Genomic DNA, 21,237 nt, shown 5'->3' with positions numbered 1-21,237 from the left:
CTTAGAAAGCAGAGATTTGAGGTTTTCTATAGTGAATTATTTTTTATCAGCTTTTGTTTTGTACGTAAAAATACGTAGAATACAGCTATTTTAAAATCATTATAAATAACAACGAAATGGTTGTAGTTCTTTTGTAATTGAGTTATTTTTGTCTAATTTTTTAAAACAAACTACTTAAACACTTATGGCACAATCTGCACTATTGAATGCTTCCATCTTAAAGAAAGTAGCTATGGCTCTTTCGGGAATATTCTTAATCACGTTTTTAGCGCTGCATGTTTCCTTAAATTTTATTTCTATTTTAAGTGAAGACGTTTTCAACGAAGCTTCTCACTTTATGGGATACAATCCGCTGATTCAATATGTAATGCAGCCAGTTTTGGCATTCGGAGTAATTTTCCATTTCGTAATGGGATTTGTACTTACAGCTCAAAACAGCGCGGCAAGACCAATTGCGTATGCAAAATACAACGGGGCGGCTAATGCTTCCTGGAGTTCCAGAAACATGATTATTTCTGGATTGGTTATTTTGGCTTTCTTAGGATTGCATTTTTATGATTTTTGGTTTCCTGAAGTAAGCTATAAATATATAGCAGGTGAAACACCAAATGCTACAAGGTATTATGGAGAGTTAGTTCACAAATTTCATGACCCAATCCGTACAGCTTTGTACTGTGTGTCTTTTATCCTTTTAGGATTTCACTTATGGCACGGGTTTGCATCTTCTCTTCAATCTGTAGGGATGCACAACAAATACTCTAGATTTTTATCAAAAGTAGGTTACGGATTCGCAGTTGTGGTTCCGGCACTTTTTGTAATTATCGCTTTATTTCATCATTTCAATAATTAATATCAATTATAATGGCATTAGATTCAAAAATTCCAAATGGTCCTATAGCGGACAAATGGACAAATTATAAAGATCATATTAATTTAGTAAACCCTGCTAACAAACGTAATTTAGATATTATTGTAGTTGGTACAGGTTTGGCTGGAGGTTCGGCTGCGGCTACTTTGGCTGAGTTAGGATATAACGTAAAAGCATTTTGCTTTCAGGATTCTCCACGTCGTGCGCACTCTATTGCGGCACAAGGAGGTATCAATGCAGCAAAAAACTATAAAGGTGACGGTGACTCTATTTACAGATTGTTTTATGATACTGTAAAAGGTGGTGATTACCGTGCTCGTGAGGCAAACGTTTATCGTTTGGCTGAAGTTTCAGGTAATATTATTGACCAATGTGTGGCTCAAGGGGTGCCATTGGCTCGTGAATACGGTGGACTTTTAGATAACCGTTCTTTTGGAGGAACTTTGGTTTCTCGTACATTCTACGCACAAGGACAAACTGGACAGCAATTATTGTTAGGAGCTTATTCTGCAATGAACCGTCAGATTGGTCGTGGAAAAATCAAAATGTACAACCGTCACGAAATGCTTGACATTGTAATCGTGAACGGAAAAGCGAGAGGTATTATTGCTCGTGACTTAATCACAGGAAAAATAGAAAGACATTCTGCTCACGCGGTAGTAGTTGGTTCTGGAGGATACGGAAACGTATTTTTCCTTTCAACAAATGCTATGGGAAGTAACGCAACAGCAGCTTGGAAAATTCATAAAAAAGGAGCGTTTTTCGCAAATCCTTGTTATACACAAATTCACCCAACATGTATTCCGGTTTCAGGAGATCACCAGTCAAAACTGACTTTGATGTCTGAGTCTTTACGTAATGACGGTCGTATTTGGGTTCCTAAAAACTTGGAAGATGCAAAAGCTATCCGTGAAGGAAAGAAAAAAGCAACAGATTTATCTGAAGACGAAAGAGATTATTTCTTAGAAAGAAGATATCCTGCGTTTGGTAACTTAGTTCCTCGTGACGTTGCGTCTCGTGCAGCTAAAGAAAGATGTGATGCTGGTTTTGGAGTTAACAAAACGGGAGAAGCAGTTTACTTGGATTTCGCAGCAGCAATTAAACGTTACGGAACTGAAGATGCTTATGTAAAAGGTTTAGACGATAAAGATACTGCTCTGGTAACTAAATTAGGAGCGGCAATCGTGAAAAGTAAATACGGAAACTTATTCCAGATGTATTACAAAATCGTTGACGAAGATCCTTATACAACACCAATGATGATTTACCCGGCGGTTCACTACACAATGGGTGGAACTTGGGTTGATTATAACTTAATGACTACAATTCCTGGATGTTTCTCAATTGGAGAGTCTAACTTCTCTGATCACGGAGCAAACAGACTTGGAGCTTCTGCTTTAATGCAAGGTTTAGCTGATGGATATTTCGTATTGCCATATACTATTGGAGATTATTTAGCTCCGGATATTAAAATGGGAGAAATTTCTACAGACTTGCCAGAATTCGTTGAAGCTGAAAAAGCGGTTGTAGATCAAATCAATAAATTCATCAATAACAACGGTAAACATTCTGTAGATTATTTCCATAAAAAATTAGGAAAAATCATGTGGAATAAAGTAGGTATGGCTCGTAACGCTAAAGGTTTAACTGAAGCTATCGAAGAAATTGCCGCTTTACGTGAAGAGTTTTATAAAGATGTAAAAGTTCCAGGAGGCGCTTACGAATTTAATCAGGAATTAGAAAAAGCGACTCGTGTTGCCGATTTCTTAGAATTAGGAGAATTATTCGCGAAAGATGCTTTACACCGTAACGAATCTTGTGGAGGTCACTTCCGTGAGGAATACCAAACAGAAGAAGGAGAAGCACTTCGTGACGATGAAAACTTTGCATACGTTGCAGCTTGGGAATATAAAGGAAAACCAAGTGATGCAGTATTACACAAAGAACCTCTTAATTACGAAAACATTAAATTAGTTCAAAGAAGCTATAAATAGTATTTAGAAAAGTCTTAATACTTTTTTCTTAATACTTAATACTTATACAAAATGAAACTTACATTAAAAATATGGCGTCAAAAAAACGCTCAAGATAAAGGAGGGATTGTAGAATATCCTATCGATGGAATCGAACCAGATATGTCTTTCCTTGAAATGTTAGACGTTCTTAACGAAGGTTTAATCAACAAAGGAGAAGAGCCAGTTGCATTTGACCACGATTGTCGTGAGGGAATCTGCGGAATGTGTTCTTTATTCATCAATGGTGAAGCTCACGGACCAGACAGAGGTGTTACAACTTGTCAGTTGCACATGCGTATGTTTAAAGATGGTGATACGATTTTTATCGAGCCATTTAGAGCAAAAGCTTTCCCGGTAATTAAAGATTTAGTGGTTGACAGAAGTTCTTTTGACAGAATTCAGCATGCAGGAGGATTTATCTCTGTAAATACTTCAGGAAATACAATCGACGCGAATACTATCCCAGTTCCAAAAGACGATGCAGATAAATCATTTGATGCGGCTGCTTGTATTGGTTGTGGAGCTTGTGTTGCAACTTGTAAAAACTCTTCAGCAATGTTATTCGTTTCTGCAAAAGTTTCTCAATATGCATTATTGCCACAAGGTAAAGTTGAAGCAACGGATCGTGTTTTACACATGGTTCATCAAATGGATTTAGAAGGTTTTGGTAACTGTACAAATACAGGAGCTTGTGAAATCGAATGTCCAAAAGGAATTTCGCTTGAAAATATCGCACGTATGAACCGTGAATATTTAGCTGCAAGCTTGAAAGGATAATACACAATTTAGTATATTTTAAAAAACGCTTCCGTTACGACGGAAGCGTTTTTTTGTTTCTATTCGTAATACAATTGCGAAGCACTGATTTCTGTTTTCTCTTGACCTACTTTCTGTATAAAACAGTTTAAAGTTGTTCCGCCAGTTAAATCAAAATAACTGATATTGATTTTGTGGAAACCTTTTTCCAATTTAACAGCACCATAAGCTTCATTCATCCAATGAATACCATCATTATCTACAATTAATTCATCATCAATAAAAAGCTTTGATCCGTCGTCTGAAAGGGTCGAAAAAGTATAGTTTCCTGTTTCTGGGATAAAGATGTATCCGTTGAATTTTAAGCCAATATAACGCTCCAATTTTGTTTTCCATTTTTCAGCACTGATTTTGCCTTCTAAAATGCCAGAAGAAATAGGTTTTGCAAGTTCTAAATCTTGAACTTGTTTAAATGTTCCTGTAAAATACTCATATTTCAAACCATTTTTCTTTGGCTGAATGGCTAGTGCTGGTTTTGAATCTGGATTACGGACAATAATTTTATTAATAGAACTTCTTTTGCCACTTTCGCTGATTTGAATGGTTTTGATAATTCTATATTCTCCTTTCGGAATATTTATCGTTACAGGATTTTGGAACAAGTTTGCCGTTTCATCAGGATTATAGTCGTCAATAGTATAAAATATCTTTCCATTTTTAATGGTTGGTTTTAGATTTAAAACATATTTCGATGCAATTAATGCCGTTTCTTCCGAACCAAAAGGCGTTGGAACTTTATACAATCTGTTTTCTAATTCCAATTTTTCTAAATGATGAGGCAATTGATTTTGAATAAAATGATTGTAATTTTTATTCGGAGTTTCCGTCCAGGCAATTTCTGCTAAAGCGAAAATTCTCGGATAAAGCATATAATTCAATTTTGCTGGACTTGTCAAATATTCCGACCAAAGATTTGCCTGAACTCCAATAATATATTTCTGTTCTTTAATATTTAAACTGTCAACTGGCGTTGGATTATAATGATATACTTTTTCTAAAGTACTCAATCTTCCGACTGTTAGCGGTTCGGTTGGTGAATAACCTTGATTGTAATCAAAATAAACGGTTCCTTCCGGAGTCATTACCACAGGATGTTTCAGTTTGGCAGCGTGAATTCCTCCCGATTCTCCTCGCCAAGACATAACGGCAGCATTTGGTGCGAGTCCGCCTTCGAGAATTTCATCCCAGCCAAAAATCTGTCTTCCATTGGCATTTAGGAATTTTTCAATTCTTTTAATGAAATAACTCTGTAATTCATGTTCGTCTTTTAAGCCTAAATCCTTGATTCTTTTTTGACAATTCGGACAAACTTTCCATCTCGTTTTCGGACATTCATCTCCGCCGATATGAATATTTTTACTTGGAAATAATGCCATTACTTCCGTTAAAACATCTTCTAAAAAAGTAAACGTTTCGTCTTTTCCCGCGCAAAAAACATCTTCAAAAACACCCCAAGATTCTACAACTTTATAATTACGATCTGGAAAACATGCTAAATTCGGATAGGCTGTTACGGCTGCGGAAGCATGACCTGGCATTTCGATTTCGGGAATAACATTCACATAATTATCTTCGGCAAATTTCACGACTTCTTTAATTTCTTCCTGAGTGTAAAATCCTCCGTATGGATTTCCATCGAAAAAGAAGGGCGATCTTTCAAATTTATTTCCCACTAAAGTCTGTGCTCTTTTTGAACCGACTTCCGTCAGTTTTGGATATTTTTTTATTTCAATTCTCCAGCCTTGATCGTCAGTTAAATGCCAATGAAAATTATTTAATTTATAACTAGCCATTTGTGCAATAAAATCTTTTATAACAGCAACAGAGAAAAAATGACGGCAGACGTCTAAATGTAAGCCTCGGTAAGAATATCGCGGTTGATCTTCAATAATTACACAAGGCAGTTTTATTTCGTTTGAAATTTTGTTCGGAAGAAGCTGTAATAAAGTTTGAACGGCGTAAAAAAGACCTTCTTCTTTTCCTGAAACTGAAATTTTGTTTGAAGAAATTTCAATTTTATAACCTTCTTTGGATTTGAAATTTACATCTGAATTAAACTCAATTTTCAGATTTGATTTTTTTGAATTGGCTTTTGAATTTAATGCCGATTCTAAAATTTTTGCCGATTTCGATTCCTTTTCGCTGAAGTTTTTGTTTTTAAAAATAACTTCAACTTTTCCATTAATTCGAATACTGTCTCCAGTCAGTTTATAAAAGTTTGGAGCAGGAATTATAGAATTGTTTTGCGATGAATTTTGAGCATTTCCATTTAAAAAAGCTAAGAAGAAGAAAAGAAAAAGGAATTTTTTCATAAGAGAAAAACTTTAAATTTTGTAAAATGGTATTTTAAAGATAGATAAAAGCTTTTAAAGCTGACTTTTCTGAATATTTATTGTCAATACGACTTTTAGATTCGATGAATTATTTACTGAAATGTTTATTTTTGTAATTAGAAAAAAACAATCGGCATGAGCACTGAAAATGAAGTTTTAAATTACAGTAAAGAAGAACGTAAAAATCATATTCTAAAAGAGATTAACCTGCACACGCGTGTAAGTTTTGAAACTCTTTCGGCTAAACTTGGTGTTTCCGAAGATACTGTTCGTCGTGATATTAATGAACTCGACGCTGATTTGCTTTTAATTAAAGTAAAAGGTGGCGCGATGACCAAAGGATATCACTATTCTTCGTCTAACCAGACTTATGCTGTCGAAGCCAAACAAGTTATTGCTCAAAAAGCAGTTGGTCTTCTTCATGACGGTATGGTTTTAATTGTGGACGGAGGAACAACTATTCGTGAGTTCATCCGCTTAATTCCAAACGACCTAAATCTGACTGTTTTTACTATTACGGCTTTGACTGCTGTTCAGCTTTTAGATAAACCAAATATCAAAACGATCATGATTGGCGGAAGTATTTCTTCGTATAGTCAGATGTGTGTGAGCGGTGAAGCTTTTCATCAATTGGCGAATATAAAAGCAGATCTTTTGGTTCTCGGAACAAACGCTCTTGACATTGACGGCGGTTATTCTGATTCTGATTGGGAAACAGTTCAGGTTAAAAAAGCAATGATTCAGGCTTCTAAAAAAACTGCGGTTTTAACTATTACAGAAAAATTAAATACGGTTCTTAAAATGAAAATCGCTAGTTTGTCTGAGATAAATTATGTGATTACCGAAGAAGAACCTAATGATAAAAAACTAAAATTATACAAAGAGAACTTTCCAAATCTAACTGTAATTTAATCCCAATGTTTTACTAGAAAATTAATCCAATTTTGATGAAAGATTTTTTTTAAATCTTCATCAGAATAACCGTGATTTTTAAAGATCAGAACTAACTTTTGCAAATCGGCGATTGTGTCTAAATCGTACGGACATTGTTCTGTTCCAAAAGCGCCGTCCAAATCAGAACCAATTCCGATATGATTTGCATTTCCTGCCAGCTGGCAAATATGATCCATGTGTTTGAAAGCGGTTTCTAAATTGCAATTCATTTTCTTCGGATCTGAAATTCCTCTTTCCCAATTTGGCACCATCATCCACGCATCTAAAGCACCGCCAATAACAGCTCCTCTGGAAATTAAAGCTTTAATCATCTCGTCGCTGTATTGACGATTATGATCAACTAAAGCCCTGCAATTGTTGTGACTTGCCCAAACCGCTCCGTTAAAATGATCTAATGCCTGCCAAAAAGCATCATCACATAAATGGGTTGCATCGAGAATAATATTCAAACGTTCCATTTCTTTCAATAAATCAATTCCGTTCTGGTTCATTTTTCCCGTTGCATCGGTTCCGTTGGCATATCTTCCCGGGCCGTAATGTGCGGGGCCAATGACTCGTAATCCGTAATTGTATGCTTTTTCTAAATAGGAAATATTTACAATTGAATCTGCACCTTCTAAACTTAAAATATATCCAATTGGTTTTTTGTCGTTTGGAGTTCCATCGTTCCACAAATCAAAATGATTAAGAAGCGATTTTTTATCCGTAATCTGCGTCATTTCACCGGCTTCTTCCATGGATTTGTACCAAGTCAGCTGTCCTTGAGTCTGCGCCCAAGCTTGTTCTGGTGAATTCCATCCTGGAATAATGCTACCAGGTTTTACGAATCTTGCAATTTGAGTGGCAACAACAATTCCAATATTTCCGCGTCGCAGATCAGGAAAAGAAACCGTCGCATGTTCGCGGTCAGGTTTGTCTGTCATTCCTTTTTCTAAGTTTCGTAAAGTTGGAACATCGTTTCTCAAATCACGATTCCATTCCATCGCATTCATGCTGAGATCCAAATGGGCGTCTAGTATAAACATAAGATTAAAAATTAAATAGTATTTTTTCGGCCTCTCGCACCAACGGACCATTGCGTATAAATTTGCTGTTTTTTGTTGACCACTTGAAGATTGTCATATAATGCAACCGTCGGACACACGTGATACGGCTCAGCATAAATAATATCGCCGATTTGATATTCTTTCTGACCTTTATTTTCAAAAATCAAATGTTCTTCAGAATGTGCGGTTGGAAACAGATTTTCATCATTTAAAACAACCAATCTTTTGTCAATCGGATTTTCAGACGAAACGGCTTTATAACCAATATCGACACAAATTGTATTTTTTGTGGGTTTAGAAATAATCGTTCCAACGATTACCAAAGCGGGTTTAAAATCTTGCTCAGGCAAGTTATTTTGATAATTAGAATCCCAAAAAACAAAAGTTCCCGGACTACATTCTACGTTTTCCTGTGATGCGTAAAACGGAAAAGTATTAGAACCTCCGGCGACAATTTTAAAGTTTTCTTCTTTATTGATAATTTGCTCAAAAGACTTAGAGGCTTCTGAATTTCTTTCTTCAACACTTCCTTTTATATGACCATCATAAATGTGAATTCCTTCAAATTGAATGTTTTTTAATTGTGAAATTTGATCAATTAACCCATTCCAATTTTCTGAAATTGAAAAACCAGTTCGGTTCATTCCAGTATTTAAATCTAAATAAACAAACAAAATCAAATCGTTTCTTTTCGCAATTTCATTTAAATCGGAAGCTGTTTTAAAGTTGTCGACAATGGTTGAAAAATGAATTTCAGGAAATTTTTTAATTAATGAAATCCATCTTTCGGCTTTTAATCCGACAGGTTGATAAGCTAAAAGAATGTCTTCGATATTTTGATTGGCAGCCAATTCAGCTTCAGCAATTGTGGCGCATTTTATTTTCTTGATATTATAAATTTTAAAAAGCTCTAAAATCTCGGCATTTTTATGCGTTTTAATATGTGGACGCAATCGTTGTGTGTCGCCTTTGACATAAGAAATGAGCTTTTCGATATTCTGCCTTACGCGATCTTCATAAACTGCTAAAAAAGGAGTGTCGATAAGAGTTTCAGAATTGATTTTCCACCAGTTCTTTTGCATGGTTATTGGTTTTTTAGCTAATTGTAATTACTTTGAACATAATTTTTTTTAAACACATAGAAACATAGATTTTTATTATTTGAATTTTTAAAGATTAAAATAAACTACTAGTCATTTTCACATAGTCTATGTTTATTGATGCAAAGTGAAACGCCTTAAACAGCATCAGAAACTATGTTTCTATGTGTTTAAAAAAATCTAATTAATACAATTCAAAAAGCGCTTCAACTTCAACTGGAATATTATCAGGAAGTGACCCAAATCCGACTGCGCTTCTCACGCCAATTCCGTTTTCTTGTCCCCATACTTCTGCGAATAATTCACTGCAGCCATTAATAACATAGGGATGTTTTAAGAAATCTGAAGTACAGTTTACCATTCCCAAAACTTTGATAACTCTTTTTACTTTGCTCAAACTTCCAAAATTGGTTACGATTGTAGAAAGCATAGTCAATCCAACTTGTCTTGCTGCCAGTTTTCCGGCTTCGATATCCATATCTTCTCCAATTCGTCCAATAATTAGAGATTTGTCATCTTGCACTGGGCCGTGACCTGACAGATATAGATATTTTCCGTCTACCAAATACGGTTTGTAAATTCCTAAAGGTTGTGGAGCAGGAGGAAGAGACAAACCAAGACTTTCGAATTTTTCTTGCGGATTTAAACTCATGATTTTAATGTATTAAAGCGTTTAAAATAAATATAAATACAATTCCCAGAACAGAAACCAGTGATTCCATTACAGTCCAGGATTTAAAAGTGTCTTTTAGACTAATATTGAAATATTCTTTGAACATCCAGAAACTGGGATCGTTAACATGCGAACACATTAAACTTCCGGCTCCAACAGAAAGCACAAAGAGATTAGGATCCAGATCGTTGGATTGTAGTAAAGGTAATAAAACGCTGGCAGTCATTAATCCAGCAGCTGTTGCAGAACCAACGCAAACACGAATAATTGCTGCCATTATCCAGGCTAATAAAAACGGGTGAATGTTGACTTGATTTAAAGTCGCCACAATAGTTTCGTTTACGCCGCTTACAATCATAACTTCTTTTAAACAGCCGGCACCTCCGACAATTAAAACAATTAGTGCAACATCTTTTATGGCCTGTGTATAATCGTCCATAACAGATGAAACACTTCTGTTCATTCTAATTCCTAAAGTATAAGTACAAAGCAAAAGAGATAATAACATTATGATACTTGGATCTCCGATAATTTTGCAGATAGAAATTAGTTTTTCATTATCTGAAATCAGCGGTAATAAAGACGTAATTGTTAATCCGAAAACAGGAAATAAAGCAGAGAATAAACTTAAACCAAAACTAGGCAGTTTACCTTCATTTGTAATTTCTTCGACATTTAAAATTTCGTGTTCCGATTCGGTTTTGATGTTTTTAAAACGAGTTGAAAACCATAATCCTGCAATTAGTATGGTCGGAATCGCGATTATGATTCCGTAAATCAGAACCAAACCAATATCTGCTTTTAAAATGCTGCTCAAAGCCATTGGCGAAGGATGCGGTGGCAGAAATCCGTGCGCAACAGAAAGTGAAGCCAGCATTGGAATTCCTAAATATACTTTTGACAGTTTGAATTGATGCGCAACTGAAAAAATCAGCGGAACTAATAGAACAAAACCAACACTATAAAAAAGCGGAATTCCAATTATAAATCCAGTGATCATTAAACCCAAACGAACATATTTTTTGCCTGTCCAATTCATAACAGTTTTAGCAATCACTTTTGCGGCGCCAGAAGAAACGGCAAGTTTACCTATACAAGTTCCAAAAACGATGATTAAAGTTATGGAACCAAGCATTTCTCCGAGACCTTTTTGTAAAACGGGAGAAATCGTTTCTATTGGCAATCCCAAAAAAAGTGCAGCCAAAAGCGAAGTAATAATAAACGCGATAAACGGATTAATTTTAAACCAGGCAATCTGTAGAATTAAAAAAATAATGCACGCAGTGAGTATGAGAATGCTCATGGTTTGTGGTTGTATTTTAGTTAGTTATAATTGTGGTTGGAATTCCAAATATATAAAATATTTCTACACTTCGCATTTTTTTTGCAAAAACTGCGTTTTTTTTGCAATTATAATGTTAAAAAAAATCACTTATGAATGAAGGTTACGTCAATGTTTTCTACCTTTAACTAAAAATATTTTGACATGAAAATTGCTTTAATCCAATCTGACCTTGTTTGGGAAAATGCTTCTGCAAACAGAGAAAATTTCGATTCAAAAATTAATGAGATTGATTCTGAAATCAATTTGATTGTACTTCCGGAAATGTTTTCTACAGGATTTACCATGAATGCTTCAGACATTGCTGAAACCATGCAGGGAGAAACTGTTGAATGGATGAAATGGAAAGCCAAACAAAAAAAATCGGCCATAACAGGTAGTGTTGTTATTACTGAAAATGGAAATTATTATAACCGAATGTTTTTTGTATTTCCGTCAGGAGATTTTCAATATTATGATAAACGACATTTGTTTTCTCTGGCAGGAGAAGATCAGTTTTATACTCCGGGAACTCAAAAAGTAATTGTAGAATATTTAGACTGGAAAATCTGTTTGCAAATTTGTTATGATTTACGATTTCCGGTTTTTGCAAGAAATGTCGAAAATTATGATCTTCTTTTATATGTTGCCAACTGGCCAAAAGTGAGAACAAATGCCTGGGATACTTTGCTGAATGCCCGTGCTATAGAAAATTTAAGTTATGTTGCTGGCGTGAACAGAATAGGCTTTGACGATAATAATTTTGAGCATAATGGTCATACTCAGTTAATTGATTTCTGGGGTAATTATATAATAAAGCCACAAGAAACAGAAAGTGTTTTTGTGGCTGAATTGGATAAGAATATTATGTTAGAAACCAGAAGAAAACTAAATTTCCTTGGTGATCGGGATGCTTTTGAAATTAAGATTTAAAACGCTTTCCGTTTCTTTTCGGCTTGTTTTTGCTTTTTAACATCTTCTTTTTTCTCGACTTCCGGATTAAAAGGTATGCTTAAATCAAGGGTTTCATCTACATCCCAGTTAGACCGGACATCTATACCTTTTTGGAAATAATATACTTCTTCCGAATAGGTTTTCTTTAAGAAACTTCCGGTATCGTAGACTTTGTTTTTATTATCATCATAAATCACACGAATTGTAAATTCTTCGGGAACCAGCAAATTAAAGGAGATTTTGGTTTCGCCTTCAGAATAAGCACTGGCCAGTACGTTGTCTCCTTTTTTGTTGGTTATTTCCACAATAATCGGGAAACGTTTTACATTTCTTAAATTAAGGATTAAATTTCCATAATCTTCATATTCTTTGGTCGATAATTTATATGATAGTGTATCGTTTGCTTTTTCGTAAAAATCAGTCAAAGCACCTGGCAGGAAAGTAAAATGATATTTCTCTAAAGGCTTTTTCTCGAAATCTACGTATAATTTCTGGTCAAACTCATCATATTCTGTTGTAAAATCGACAGCAGTTGAGTCTTTGTTGACTAGTGAAATTTTAGATTTATCGAATTTTACCAAAGGAGTTTCGGTTTCCAATGTAAAACGTTCCCTAAAATTAATCTGGCCATTTTGTACGGCTTTGATGTTTAAAGTGTCTTTTTTCAAGGCTTTAATTTTGAAAGAAAACTTTTTATTGTAGTTTTCTTTTGATACTTCCATTGATAAAGAATCTGCTTTTAAAGGTTTAAACCAAACCTGAAGCGAATCTTTTTTAGGAAATTGTGTGACAATAGTTTCCAGAACTTCATTTCCGTTTTTAAGGACAATTTTTGGTTTATCTTTTTTGAAATTCTGTTTTCCTTCGTATGGCAGCAATAATCGGTTTCCGGAAGCCTGAATTGGTTTAAAAGTCTTTAAAGGCAATACTTCTTTAAACAATTCTAATTCATAAACTGTATCAGTTGGAATCGTAATATAATGTTTTAAAAATCCAATTTTATCGTCTTTAGGATTAAACTTATTGTTGCTTCCTTTATCTTTTAATGCAACCAAAAGGTATTTGCCCTCTTTTAAATTTTCAAACTGAAAAGTTCTCATACTGTCCAGAGTATTTGTAATATAGCGGGGAAATTCTTTGTAAATAGTAGAGTCTTTAAACTTATCATTTACCTCATAAAGCATTACCGAAACAAAATTGTCTACGTATTTTTCGTAAGAATCTTTAATTCTTCCATTCAGTTTAAGAGAGTCAATGTAAGAACCTGTCGAAAAAACATATTTAAACTGATTTAATGCATTTCCTTCATTATTGTCTGTGATTGCTTGTCCGAAATTTAAACTGTAAGTTGTATTTGGCTGTAAAGTATCACGAATTTCGATCTTTATAAATTTACTAACCGTGGTAGGAGTAATAACTGGTTCGTTTTTAAAAGGGGGTGAAATAATTAACTGTTTATTGGTGTTTTTCAGTTTAATATATTCATCAAAATTCAGGGTAATGGTGTTTCCTTTAAAATTGGTGCTGTAATTTTCAGGATAACTCGATACTAAAACAGGAGCTAGTGTATCTTTTAAACCGCCGGTTATACTGCCTCTTTTCGCACAGCTTACCACTGAGATTAGAATTATAAATAAAATGTATTTTAGAGTGTTTTTCAACATAACGGTTTTTCAATTTGATTGCACAAAATAACGATTATATTTGCTTTAATTGAAATTTTTTATCCATTTATTAGGATTTAAGATTTTTGTATTTCTTCTGTATTTTTTGCGATTTCAGTATTTTAAAAAGCTATAATTTCTTACTTTTGGGTTAAAATGTAATTTCCCAAGTTTTGTTAAAACGACTTTTTTCAATTTTAATTCTCTTTTTACTGTTTTCCTGCAGTAAAAGTGAAAAGCCGGTTATCTCCTTTTATTATTGGAAAACGATCTTCAGGTTTTCTGAAAAAGAGAAAGAAGTTCTAAAGGAAAATCATGTTCAAAAACTGTATGTCCGCTATTTTGATATCGGGCTTCATCCGGAAGCTAATTTCCCAATTCCCATTAGTCCTGTCCGTTTTGAAGAAAACACAAAAGAATATACCATCGTTCCTGTTGTTTTTGTTCAGAACAAAGTGATGCTACTGCCGAATCTTGATGTAAAAGAACTGGCTCAGAAAACCTTTGATTTTATAGAACAAATCAACTCCAAAAATAAAATTATTTCAAATGAAATTCAAATAGACTGTGATTGGTCTCTGAAAAGCAAAGAGAACTATTTGAAGTTTATAGAAGTTTTTAAAAGTATTTCAAAGAAAAAACTTTCGGCTACAATTCGACTCCATCAGGTTAAATATTTTAAAAAGACAAAAATTCCAAATGTTGATTCGGGAGTTTTGATGTATTACAATATGGGATCTATTGCTGCAGATTCTTTAAATTCAATCTACGATCAAAAAGTAGCAGAAAAATATTTGAGAAGTTTGAAAAAATACCCGCTTCATCTCGATTTGGCTTTGCCGATTTATTCCTGGGGAGTTCATATCAGGAATAATAAAGTAATCGGACTTCGTTCTAAAATGGATACAAAAGAGTTGCTGCAAGATTCAAATTTTGAAAAAACACATTCTATTTTTTTTAGAGTTAAAAAATCTAATTATAAAAACGGAATTTTCTATGAAGAAAACGATCTGTTGAAAATAGAAGAAATTACAAAAGAAAATTTAAAAGAAATGGCAGAAGAGTTGGATGAGAATCTGCCTGAAAAACCAAAAGAAATTATATTTTACGATTTAGACGAATTCAATTTAAACCATTATGAAAAGAATATTTTTGAACAAGTTATTTCTAAGTTTTAGTCTTGCTTTACTTTCTATATACGGAATTATTTATGCCTGTGCCGGCGGAGACGATTGGGATTTCTTTGGTTATAATTCTAATTTTACGCCCGAAACTTTTGCAGATAAATCCTATTCTCCTCTTTTTCTTTCAGGAGGGATTTTTTACGGAATTGGTTTTGATACCCAGCACAATTCGCGTTTTAATAAGAATATAAAATCAGATTGGGCAGATTACCTTAAAGGAAAAGCGGATACCACAACAGTAAATTATTTTTTGATTGGAGACGAGCGTCCGAGATATTATTCGGATGACAAAAATGAAATCAAAAACAAAGAAGAAATAACCGATTTGCATGTTTTTTATAAAACAAAAAAGGAAAACAAAAGCTCTCAAAAATGGGGGAAAAAGATTAATCTAAAAGAGGATAAGATTAAAAACTTTATAGAATTTTTATATCTGGCTCAAAAAATTGAAACCGTTTCAATTGGTGAAGATTATTGGAGTTACGATCCGGTTGTGGCAAAAACTTTCAATGATGCAAAAATGATTCAGTCTATTGAAAATGTTTACAACACTTTGTCTGATCCTTTTCTGAAAAACAGGTATTGGTTTTTAACCATGAAAGCTCGTTTTTATAGTAACGATAAGCAAAAAGCGATTGACTTTTTTAATAAAACAGAAAGTTCTGTGGCTAAGAATACTTTGTATTATCGTGCCTTAGCGTATGTGGCGGGAATTAATTTTAAGCAGAAAAAATATGCGGTTTCTAATTATTTGTATGCTCAGGTTTTTGATAAATGCCCGGAATTACGTGTAGTCACAGCTTATAGTTTTCGCCCGAAAAACGAAGTGGATTGGACTAAAGCTTTGGCAATGGCCAAAAACAATAACGAGAAAGCAGCGCTTTGGGCAATTCATGGTTATTACAAAGATGAAAAACAGGCAATCGAAAAGATTTACGAAATAGATCCAAAAAGTGAGCATTTAAACTATCTCGCAACCCGATTGGTAAATTCACTGGAACAAAAAATCAATAATTCGTTTCAGCAGGATGGAAGTGAAAATCAGCCGAAAAAAGCACAAACAATTGCAGAAAATAAAACAGAGAATAAGGCTAAAATCGATAAAGGCGCTTTGGATTTAATTGCTAAAATCTCGGCTGCAGGAAATACGCAGAGACCTTATTTATGGGATCTTGCTATTGGATATCTTCAGACTTTAAAAGGAGATTATGCAAATGCAGATAAAAATTACAATAAAGCAGAAAAAACACTTCCTAAAACAGAATTGGCACGTTATCAAATTCGATTATTGCGTTTTGTAAATAATATGAGCAAAATTGATAAACTGGATGATAACAACGTAAAAACAGTTTTAGCTGATTTAAACTGGTTGTATTTTGAATTACCAAAAACATATAAAGGAAGTGAATTCCGTTATCAAAATGCTGCGGAATGGAGTAAGAAGTATTTGGCTGCTTTGTATAAATCGAAGTCAAATATGGTAATGGCAGAGTTATTTAATGAGTCCCGCTACAGTTATTGGAACGATGGAAATTCATTTTATGATAATGAAAAAGATTTGTTGGCAATGAAAGGCTTTTTGGAGAAATCCAATAAAAGTGACATTGAAAAAATTGGTACCGGAATTTACAGTTTGAAATTGAAAGACATTAATAATTTTCAGGCAGTTCAGGCAACTTTCAAAAATAAAATTCCTGAAGCTATAGAATTTCTGAAACAAGCAGATTCGGTTCAGTATTATAAGTTTTTAGGAAATCCGTTTAACGGAAGTATTAAAGACTGCCACGACTGCGATCATGCATCTTATCAAAAAAGGAAATATACTTATATGGATTTCCTGACGACCATAAAAGAAATGCAGGGAAAACTGGCTCAGAAAGAAGATGTTTATACTAATAGTCTTTTGTTAGGGAATGCATTTTACAATATTTCTCATTTCGGGAACGGAAGAACTTTTTATGAAATTACGATTGTAGGGTATGGCTCTAGTCCTTATTCATTTAGGAATCCAATGAAGGAAATGATTACAAACAATTCAGTTTCGAAAATGTATTACCAGAAAGCTTTTGAGGCGGCAACAAACAAAGAACAAAAAGCAAAATGTTTGTATTTGATTTCAAAATGTGAAAGAAACGATTATTACAATAAAAAGTACAGCGGTATAAATAGTTATTGGGAAATTCAGGATGATAAAGTTAATTTTATAGCCTGGAACTCCTTTAAGGCTTTAAGAAAAGATTATTCAGATACTAAATATTATCAGGACGTAATTGCAGAATGCGGTTATTTTAATACTTATGTGAACCAATAAAATTGAAACAATGGTAAATAAAATAGAACATATCGGAATTGCGGTAAAAAATATGAACGATGCTAATGTTTTGTTCGAAAAAATGCTTGGCGTTCCATCTTATAAAATGGAAGCGGTGGAAAGTGAAGGTGTTCTGACTTCTTTCTTTCAAACCGGAAATAATAAGATAGAACTTTTGGTGGCGACGAATCCGGAAAGTCCCATTGCTAAGTTTTTAGAGAAAAAAGGAGAAGGAATTCATCACATCGCTTTTGATGTTGACGATATCGAAGCGGAAATTAGTCGTCTAAAAAACGAAGGTTTTGTGCTAATAAATGAAGTTCCGAAGAAAGGAGCCGATAATAAACTGGTCGTTTTTCTGCATCCAAAGAACACAAATGGTGTTTTGGTGGAGCTTTGTCAGGAAATAAAATAAAAAAAAATCAAATTCGTTTTGGAATAAGATGTTGAAAATCAATTTCGTTTTTGAGATTCAATAAAAGATTTGAAATTAAATTGAAATGATGTCTTAAAATATTTGGAGTGAATCAAAAATAGTAGTAATATTGCATCCTCTAAACCGGTCCTATAGCTCAGCTGGTTAGAGCACCTGACTCATAATCAGGTGGTCCCTGGTTCGAGCCCAGGTGGGACCACTTCTTTAGAAATAAAAAGCCTTTACAGCAATGTAGAGGCTTTTTTAGTTTAGAAGGTTTTGTAAAATCTAAATTTGGGGTTATTTCGTGCTTTGAGAATAGTGATTTTGTTTAGAATATAGTTTAATTCTTGTGAAAATCAGGAAATTCTTATAGGATCCTGAGGCTTGTGAAGGGGGTTGAAAATGAGGTTTTTATGAGTTGGCACGTTTTGTGAAAAGGGATTGCAGGATTTTACAAAATAACTGTTGTAATTTGTTGTATGTTTTTTGTTTTTAAAAGTTGCTTTTGATTAAAAAACTTATACTTTTGTCCAAGATTTTGTAGGTAAAATAGTGTTTGTGAGAAATTTCTATTGAAGTGATTTGTATAATAATTATAAGCCTGCTCTTATTAATAGCCTGAATTTATGAAAAATCTAAAAGCCCCATTTTTAGCATTTGCATTAATACTGTTAAATATATCGATTGTGACTGCAAATGAAAATCCTAATAATCCGCCGCCCCCAGATATGGGGACTAATGATGCCGGTAATGGCGGTCTTGAAGAGGGGCCTGGTGGGGGTCTTCGTATGGCAATTGATCAGAATATAATGATATTGTTTATTGGAGGTTTAGCTTTAGGGGCTACCGTGATATATAGAAAACAAATAAAAAAAGCTTCAAACTAAATTGAAGCTTTTTTTATGGGTAACAGAATTTATTTATTTATTGAATAAAGCCTCGAAATATATTTTCCAACTACATCAAATTCAAGGTTGATTTTTGTTCCAACTTTGAAATCTTTAAAATTAGTATGCTCAAAAGTATAAGGGATAATTGAAACGCTGAACTCATTTGTTTTGGAATTCACAACTGTTAAGCTTACTCCGTTTACTGTAATTGAGCCTTTTTCGATTGTAATATTGTTTAGGTCTTTGTCGTACTCAAAAGTGTAATTCCAGCTTCCGTTGGCTTCTTCGATTTTGATGCAGGTTCCGGTTTGGTCTACGTGACCTTGTACGATATGTCCGTCAAGACGATCACCAAGTTTCATTCCTCTTTCTAAATTGACAATGTCGCCTGTTTGCCAATCGCCAATATTGGTTTTTAAAATTGTTTCGTCAATTGCGGTTACAGTATATAGAGAATCTTTAATAGCTACTACTGTAAGGCAGATTCCGTTATGCGAAACGCTTTGGTCTATTTTTAATTCGTGTGTAATTGAAGAGTCAACTGTTATGTGAAGATTGTTTTGGTCTTTCTGAATTTCGTGAATCCTGCCGAGTGTTTCTATAATTCCTGTGAACATTGTAGTTTTATTTTACTAAATTTGCACATCAAAATTAGTAATAAATAAACTGAGCTCATGAATAAAAAAGCAGAAAATATAATTGTTGGAATTTCAGTAGGAGATTTAAACGGTATTGGAAGCGAGGTTATACTTAAAACATTCGAAGATTCTCGGATGTTGGAATTGTGTACGCCGGTTATTTTTGCTAATGCTAAAATTTTATCTTTCGTAAGAAAAAGTTTTGCTTCCACAGTTCAGTTTCACGGAGTGGATAAATTAGAACAGATTATCCCTGGTAAAGTAAATGTTCTGAATCTTTGGAGAGAAGGAGTGGATATTAATTTAGGGACAAATGATTCTAAAATTGGAGAATATGCCATTAAATCATTTACGGCGGCGACAAAAGCGCTGAAAGATGGAGAGATCGATGTTTTAGTGACAGCTCCAATTAATAAATACAATATACAGTCTGAAGAATTTAAATTCCCAGGACATACAGATTATTTGGATCAGCAGTTAGAAGGAAATGCTCTTATGATGATGGTTCAGGATAATTTAAGAGTAGGATTGATAACAGATCACGTACCTTTAAATGAAGTGGCTTCACATTTAACTGAAGAACTGATTACTAAAAAAATAGAAACCATAAAAAAATCTTTGGTTCAGGATTTTAGTATTGTTAAACCGAAAATAGCAGTTTTAGGACTAAATCCGCATGCTGGTGATGGTGGTGTTATCGGAAAAGAAGATGATTTGGTTTTAAAGCCAACGTTAAAAAAAATATTTGATTCCGGAACAATGGTTTTTGGTCCCTTCCCGGCGGATGGTTTTTTTGGAAGTGGTCAGTATGAGAAATATGATGCCATTGTAGCAATGTATCACGATCAGGGATTAATTCCGTTTAAAACATTGTCTTTTGGTAAAGGGGTGAATTATACAGCAGGTTTGGATAAAGTGAGAACTTCCCCGGATCATGGAACGGCTTACGATATTGCCGGAAAAGATATGGCGGATTACAATTCGTTTAAAGAGGCGGTCTATCTTGCGATCGATATTTTTCGCTCGCGTAATCAGTATGAGGAGATTAGCCAAAAACCTCTTAAAATAAAAGAAAAACAGTTATAAACAAAAAAAGGTGAATAAGATTATTAGATTTATAATAATTTTATATCTTTGCACCCCAATTCAGATATCTAGTTTTAGAACTGAATTGTTCAAATTGATGTTGAAATGAGCAAAACAAAAGAATTTTTAATTCCTTTCGTAGGATTAAAACTAGGAAAACACCATTTTGAGTATCAGATAAATAATGATTTTTTTAAGAATTTTGAATACGAAGAGTTTCAAAGTTCAGATATTAAAGTCAAGTTGCTTTTCGAAAAGAAAAGTACTATGTTAGAGTTAGAATTCAAACATAAAGGAACAGTAAATGTGCCTTGTGATCTGACAGGCGAAGATTTTGATTTACCTATCAAGGGAAAAATGAAGTTAATTGTTCGCTTTGGAGATGAGTTCAATAATGATAATGAAGAATTGTTGATTTTACCACATGGTGAACATGAGATAGATATTGCGCAGTATATTTATGAAATGATCGCGCTTTCTGTACCTCAAAAAAGAATTCATCCAGGAGTTAAAGATGGAAGTCTGCAAACTGAAGCTTTAACAAAACTGAATGAATTAAGTGTAAAAGAACAAAAGGAAGAGAGTAACAAAGAAGAAGATATTGACCCGCGTTGGGAAAAATTAAAGAAACTATTAACGGATAAATAATATAGTAAAATGGCACATCCTAAGAGAAAGACCTCGAAAACAAGAAGAGATAAGAGAAGAACACATTATAAAGCTACTGTAGCTCAAATCGCTACATGTCCAATTACTGGAGAAGCACATTTATACCACAGAGCTTACTGGCATGAAGGTAAAATGTACTACAGAGGGCAAGTTGTTATCGATAAATCTGAAGCGGTTGCTTAATACGTTTTTGTAAATTATACTAGAACTCTCACATAGTGAGAGTTTTTTTTGTTGGTTATAATTTTCGTTTTTTAGGAAAATATAGACAAATTCGTTACGTTTTTTTTTGTAATT

The 21,237-nt window shown here is 33.8% G+C and carries 19 protein-coding genes and 1 tRNA gene; 13 read left to right on the top strand and 7 right to left on the bottom strand.

The genetic code is table 11. The features are described 5' to 3' along the window. Nucleotides 1-184: 184 nt before the first annotated feature. The 3 genes from ACFS3A_RS13255 to ACFS3A_RS13245 are packed head-to-tail and all read left to right on the top strand — an operon-like array spanning nucleotide 185 to nucleotide 3,660. A complete protein-coding gene (locus ACFS3A_RS13255) occupies nucleotides 185-850 on the top strand; it encodes a succinate dehydrogenase cytochrome b subunit (protein WP_379826037.1) in 666 nt (221 codons plus the stop codon). 11 nt (nucleotides 851-861) lie between these two features. Next, nucleotides 862-2,862: a fumarate reductase/succinate dehydrogenase flavoprotein subunit gene (locus tag ACFS3A_RS13250; RefSeq protein ID WP_379826036.1), complete on the top strand. Its 2,001-nt coding sequence runs from the start codon at nucleotides 862-864 to the stop codon at nucleotides 2,860-2,862. A gap of 51 nt (nucleotides 2,863-2,913) precedes the next feature. Beyond that, nucleotides 2,914-3,660, top strand: coding sequence for a succinate dehydrogenase/fumarate reductase iron-sulfur subunit (locus tag ACFS3A_RS13245; protein ID WP_177211807.1), 747 nt, complete (start codon nucleotides 2,914-2,916; stop codon nucleotides 3,658-3,660). Between the two features lie 59 nt (nucleotides 3,661-3,719). Here ACFS3A_RS13245 and ACFS3A_RS13240 read toward each other — a convergent pair whose 3' ends face one another. Then, nucleotides 3,720-6,011 carry a family 20 glycosylhydrolase gene (locus tag ACFS3A_RS13240; RefSeq protein WP_379826035.1) on the bottom strand — a complete coding sequence of 764 codons (2,292 nt, stop codon included), beginning with the start codon at nucleotides 6,009-6,011 and terminating at the stop codon, nucleotides 3,720-3,722. Between the two features lie 156 nt (nucleotides 6,012-6,167). Here ACFS3A_RS13240 and ACFS3A_RS13235 point away from each other — a divergent pair, with 156 nt between their 5' ends. Then, nucleotides 6,168-6,944, top strand: a complete 777-nt coding sequence (locus tag ACFS3A_RS13235; protein WP_379826034.1) for a DeoR/GlpR family DNA-binding transcription regulator — start codon at nucleotides 6,168-6,170, stop codon at nucleotides 6,942-6,944. Here ACFS3A_RS13235 and ACFS3A_RS13230 read toward each other — a convergent pair. The 4 genes from ACFS3A_RS13230 to ACFS3A_RS13215 form a co-directional block, all read right to left on the bottom strand. Further along, nucleotides 6,941-8,011, bottom strand: a complete 1,071-nt coding sequence (locus ACFS3A_RS13230) for a dipeptidase (protein WP_379826033.1) — start codon at nucleotides 8,009-8,011, stop codon at nucleotides 6,941-6,943. The two genes, ACFS3A_RS13235 and ACFS3A_RS13230, sit on opposite strands and share 4 nt — an antisense overlap. A gap of 11 nt (nucleotides 8,012-8,022) precedes the next feature. Next, nucleotides 8,023-9,114, bottom strand: a complete 1,092-nt coding sequence (locus ACFS3A_RS13225) for a D-TA family PLP-dependent enzyme (protein ID WP_379826031.1) — start codon at nucleotides 9,112-9,114, stop codon at nucleotides 8,023-8,025. A gap of 202 nt (nucleotides 9,115-9,316) precedes the next feature. Next, nucleotides 9,317-9,784, bottom strand: coding sequence for a RidA family protein (locus tag ACFS3A_RS13220; protein WP_091135337.1), 468 nt, complete (start codon nucleotides 9,782-9,784; stop codon nucleotides 9,317-9,319). A gap of 4 nt (nucleotides 9,785-9,788) precedes the next feature. Next, on the bottom strand, nucleotides 9,789-11,108 hold the full coding sequence (locus ACFS3A_RS13215) for a GntP family permease (protein WP_379826030.1): 1,320 nt from the start codon (nucleotides 11,106-11,108) through the stop codon (nucleotides 9,789-9,791). Nucleotides 11,109-11,291: 183 nt separating this feature from the next. Between ACFS3A_RS13215 and ACFS3A_RS13210 the strand changes: the two genes are divergently transcribed. Further along, complete coding sequence (locus ACFS3A_RS13210; RefSeq protein WP_379826028.1) at nucleotides 11,292-12,059, top strand: amidohydrolase; 768 nt, start codon at nucleotides 11,292-11,294, stop codon at nucleotides 12,057-12,059. Here ACFS3A_RS13210 and ACFS3A_RS13205 read toward each other — a convergent pair. Further along, nucleotides 12,056-13,744, bottom strand: coding sequence for an Ig-like domain-containing protein (locus tag ACFS3A_RS13205; protein WP_379826027.1), 1,689 nt, complete (start codon nucleotides 13,742-13,744; stop codon nucleotides 12,056-12,058). The two genes, ACFS3A_RS13210 and ACFS3A_RS13205, sit on opposite strands and share 4 nt — an antisense overlap. A gap of 173 nt (nucleotides 13,745-13,917) precedes the next feature. On the opposite strand from ACFS3A_RS13205, the gene ACFS3A_RS13200 reads away from it, so the two are divergent. From ACFS3A_RS13200 to ACFS3A_RS13180, 5 genes are all read left to right on the top strand, one after another. Beyond that, complete coding sequence (locus tag ACFS3A_RS13200) at nucleotides 13,918-14,922, top strand: hypothetical protein (RefSeq protein WP_379826026.1); 1,005 nt, start codon at nucleotides 13,918-13,920, stop codon at nucleotides 14,920-14,922. Then, nucleotides 14,882-17,239 (top strand): hypothetical protein, encoded by a 2,358-nt coding sequence (locus ACFS3A_RS13195; RefSeq protein ID WP_379826025.1) that lies wholly within the window; start codon nucleotides 14,882-14,884, stop codon nucleotides 17,237-17,239. The genes ACFS3A_RS13200 and ACFS3A_RS13195 overlap by 41 nt, the downstream gene beginning before the upstream one ends. Before the next feature lie 10 nt (nucleotides 17,240-17,249). Further along, entirely contained in the window at nucleotides 17,250-17,654 is a 405-nt protein-coding gene (gene mce / locus ACFS3A_RS13190) for a methylmalonyl-CoA epimerase (RefSeq protein WP_379826023.1), read from the top strand. 146 nt (nucleotides 17,655-17,800) lie between these two features. Next, nucleotides 17,801-17,874 (top strand) — tRNA-Ile (locus ACFS3A_RS13185). Nucleotides 17,875-18,283: 409 nt separating this feature from the next. Beyond that, nucleotides 18,284-18,544 carry a hypothetical protein gene (locus tag ACFS3A_RS13180; RefSeq protein WP_379826022.1) on the top strand — a complete coding sequence of 87 codons (261 nt, stop codon included), beginning with the start codon at nucleotides 18,284-18,286 and terminating at the stop codon, nucleotides 18,542-18,544. 29 nt (nucleotides 18,545-18,573) lie between these two features. On the opposite strand, the gene ACFS3A_RS13175 is transcribed toward ACFS3A_RS13180, so the two are convergent. After that, nucleotides 18,574-19,164 carry a riboflavin synthase gene (locus ACFS3A_RS13175; protein WP_379826021.1) on the bottom strand — a complete coding sequence of 197 codons (591 nt, stop codon included), beginning with the start codon at nucleotides 19,162-19,164 and terminating at the stop codon, nucleotides 18,574-18,576. A gap of 57 nt (nucleotides 19,165-19,221) precedes the next feature. Here ACFS3A_RS13175 and pdxA point away from each other — a divergent pair, with 57 nt between their 5' ends. The 3 genes from pdxA to rpmF all read left to right on the top strand — a co-directional run bounded on the left by pdxA (nucleotide 19,222) and on the right by rpmF (nucleotide 21,123). Further along, entirely contained in the window at nucleotides 19,222-20,271 is a 1,050-nt protein-coding gene (gene pdxA, locus ACFS3A_RS13170) for a 4-hydroxythreonine-4-phosphate dehydrogenase PdxA (protein WP_379826020.1), read from the top strand. 105 nt (nucleotides 20,272-20,376) lie between these two features. Further along, on the top strand, nucleotides 20,377-20,919 hold the full coding sequence (locus tag ACFS3A_RS13165; protein WP_379826018.1) for a YceD family protein: 543 nt from the start codon (nucleotides 20,377-20,379) through the stop codon (nucleotides 20,917-20,919). 9 nt (nucleotides 20,920-20,928) lie between these two features. Next, nucleotides 20,929-21,123 carry a 50S ribosomal protein L32 gene (gene rpmF, locus ACFS3A_RS13160; RefSeq protein ID WP_008465217.1) on the top strand — a complete coding sequence of 65 codons (195 nt, stop codon included), beginning with the start codon at nucleotides 20,929-20,931 and terminating at the stop codon, nucleotides 21,121-21,123. Nucleotides 21,124-21,237: the final 114 nt, after the last annotated feature.

Origin of the sequence: Flavobacterium notoginsengisoli, from assembly GCF_042686225.1 — a bacterium.
In the GTDB taxonomy this organism is placed as follows: domain Bacteria; phylum Bacteroidota; class Bacteroidia; order Flavobacteriales; family Flavobacteriaceae; genus Flavobacterium; species Flavobacterium notoginsengisoli.
Note: the sequence above shows the minus strand (reverse complement) of the source record. Positions and strands in the feature narration are given on the sequence as shown.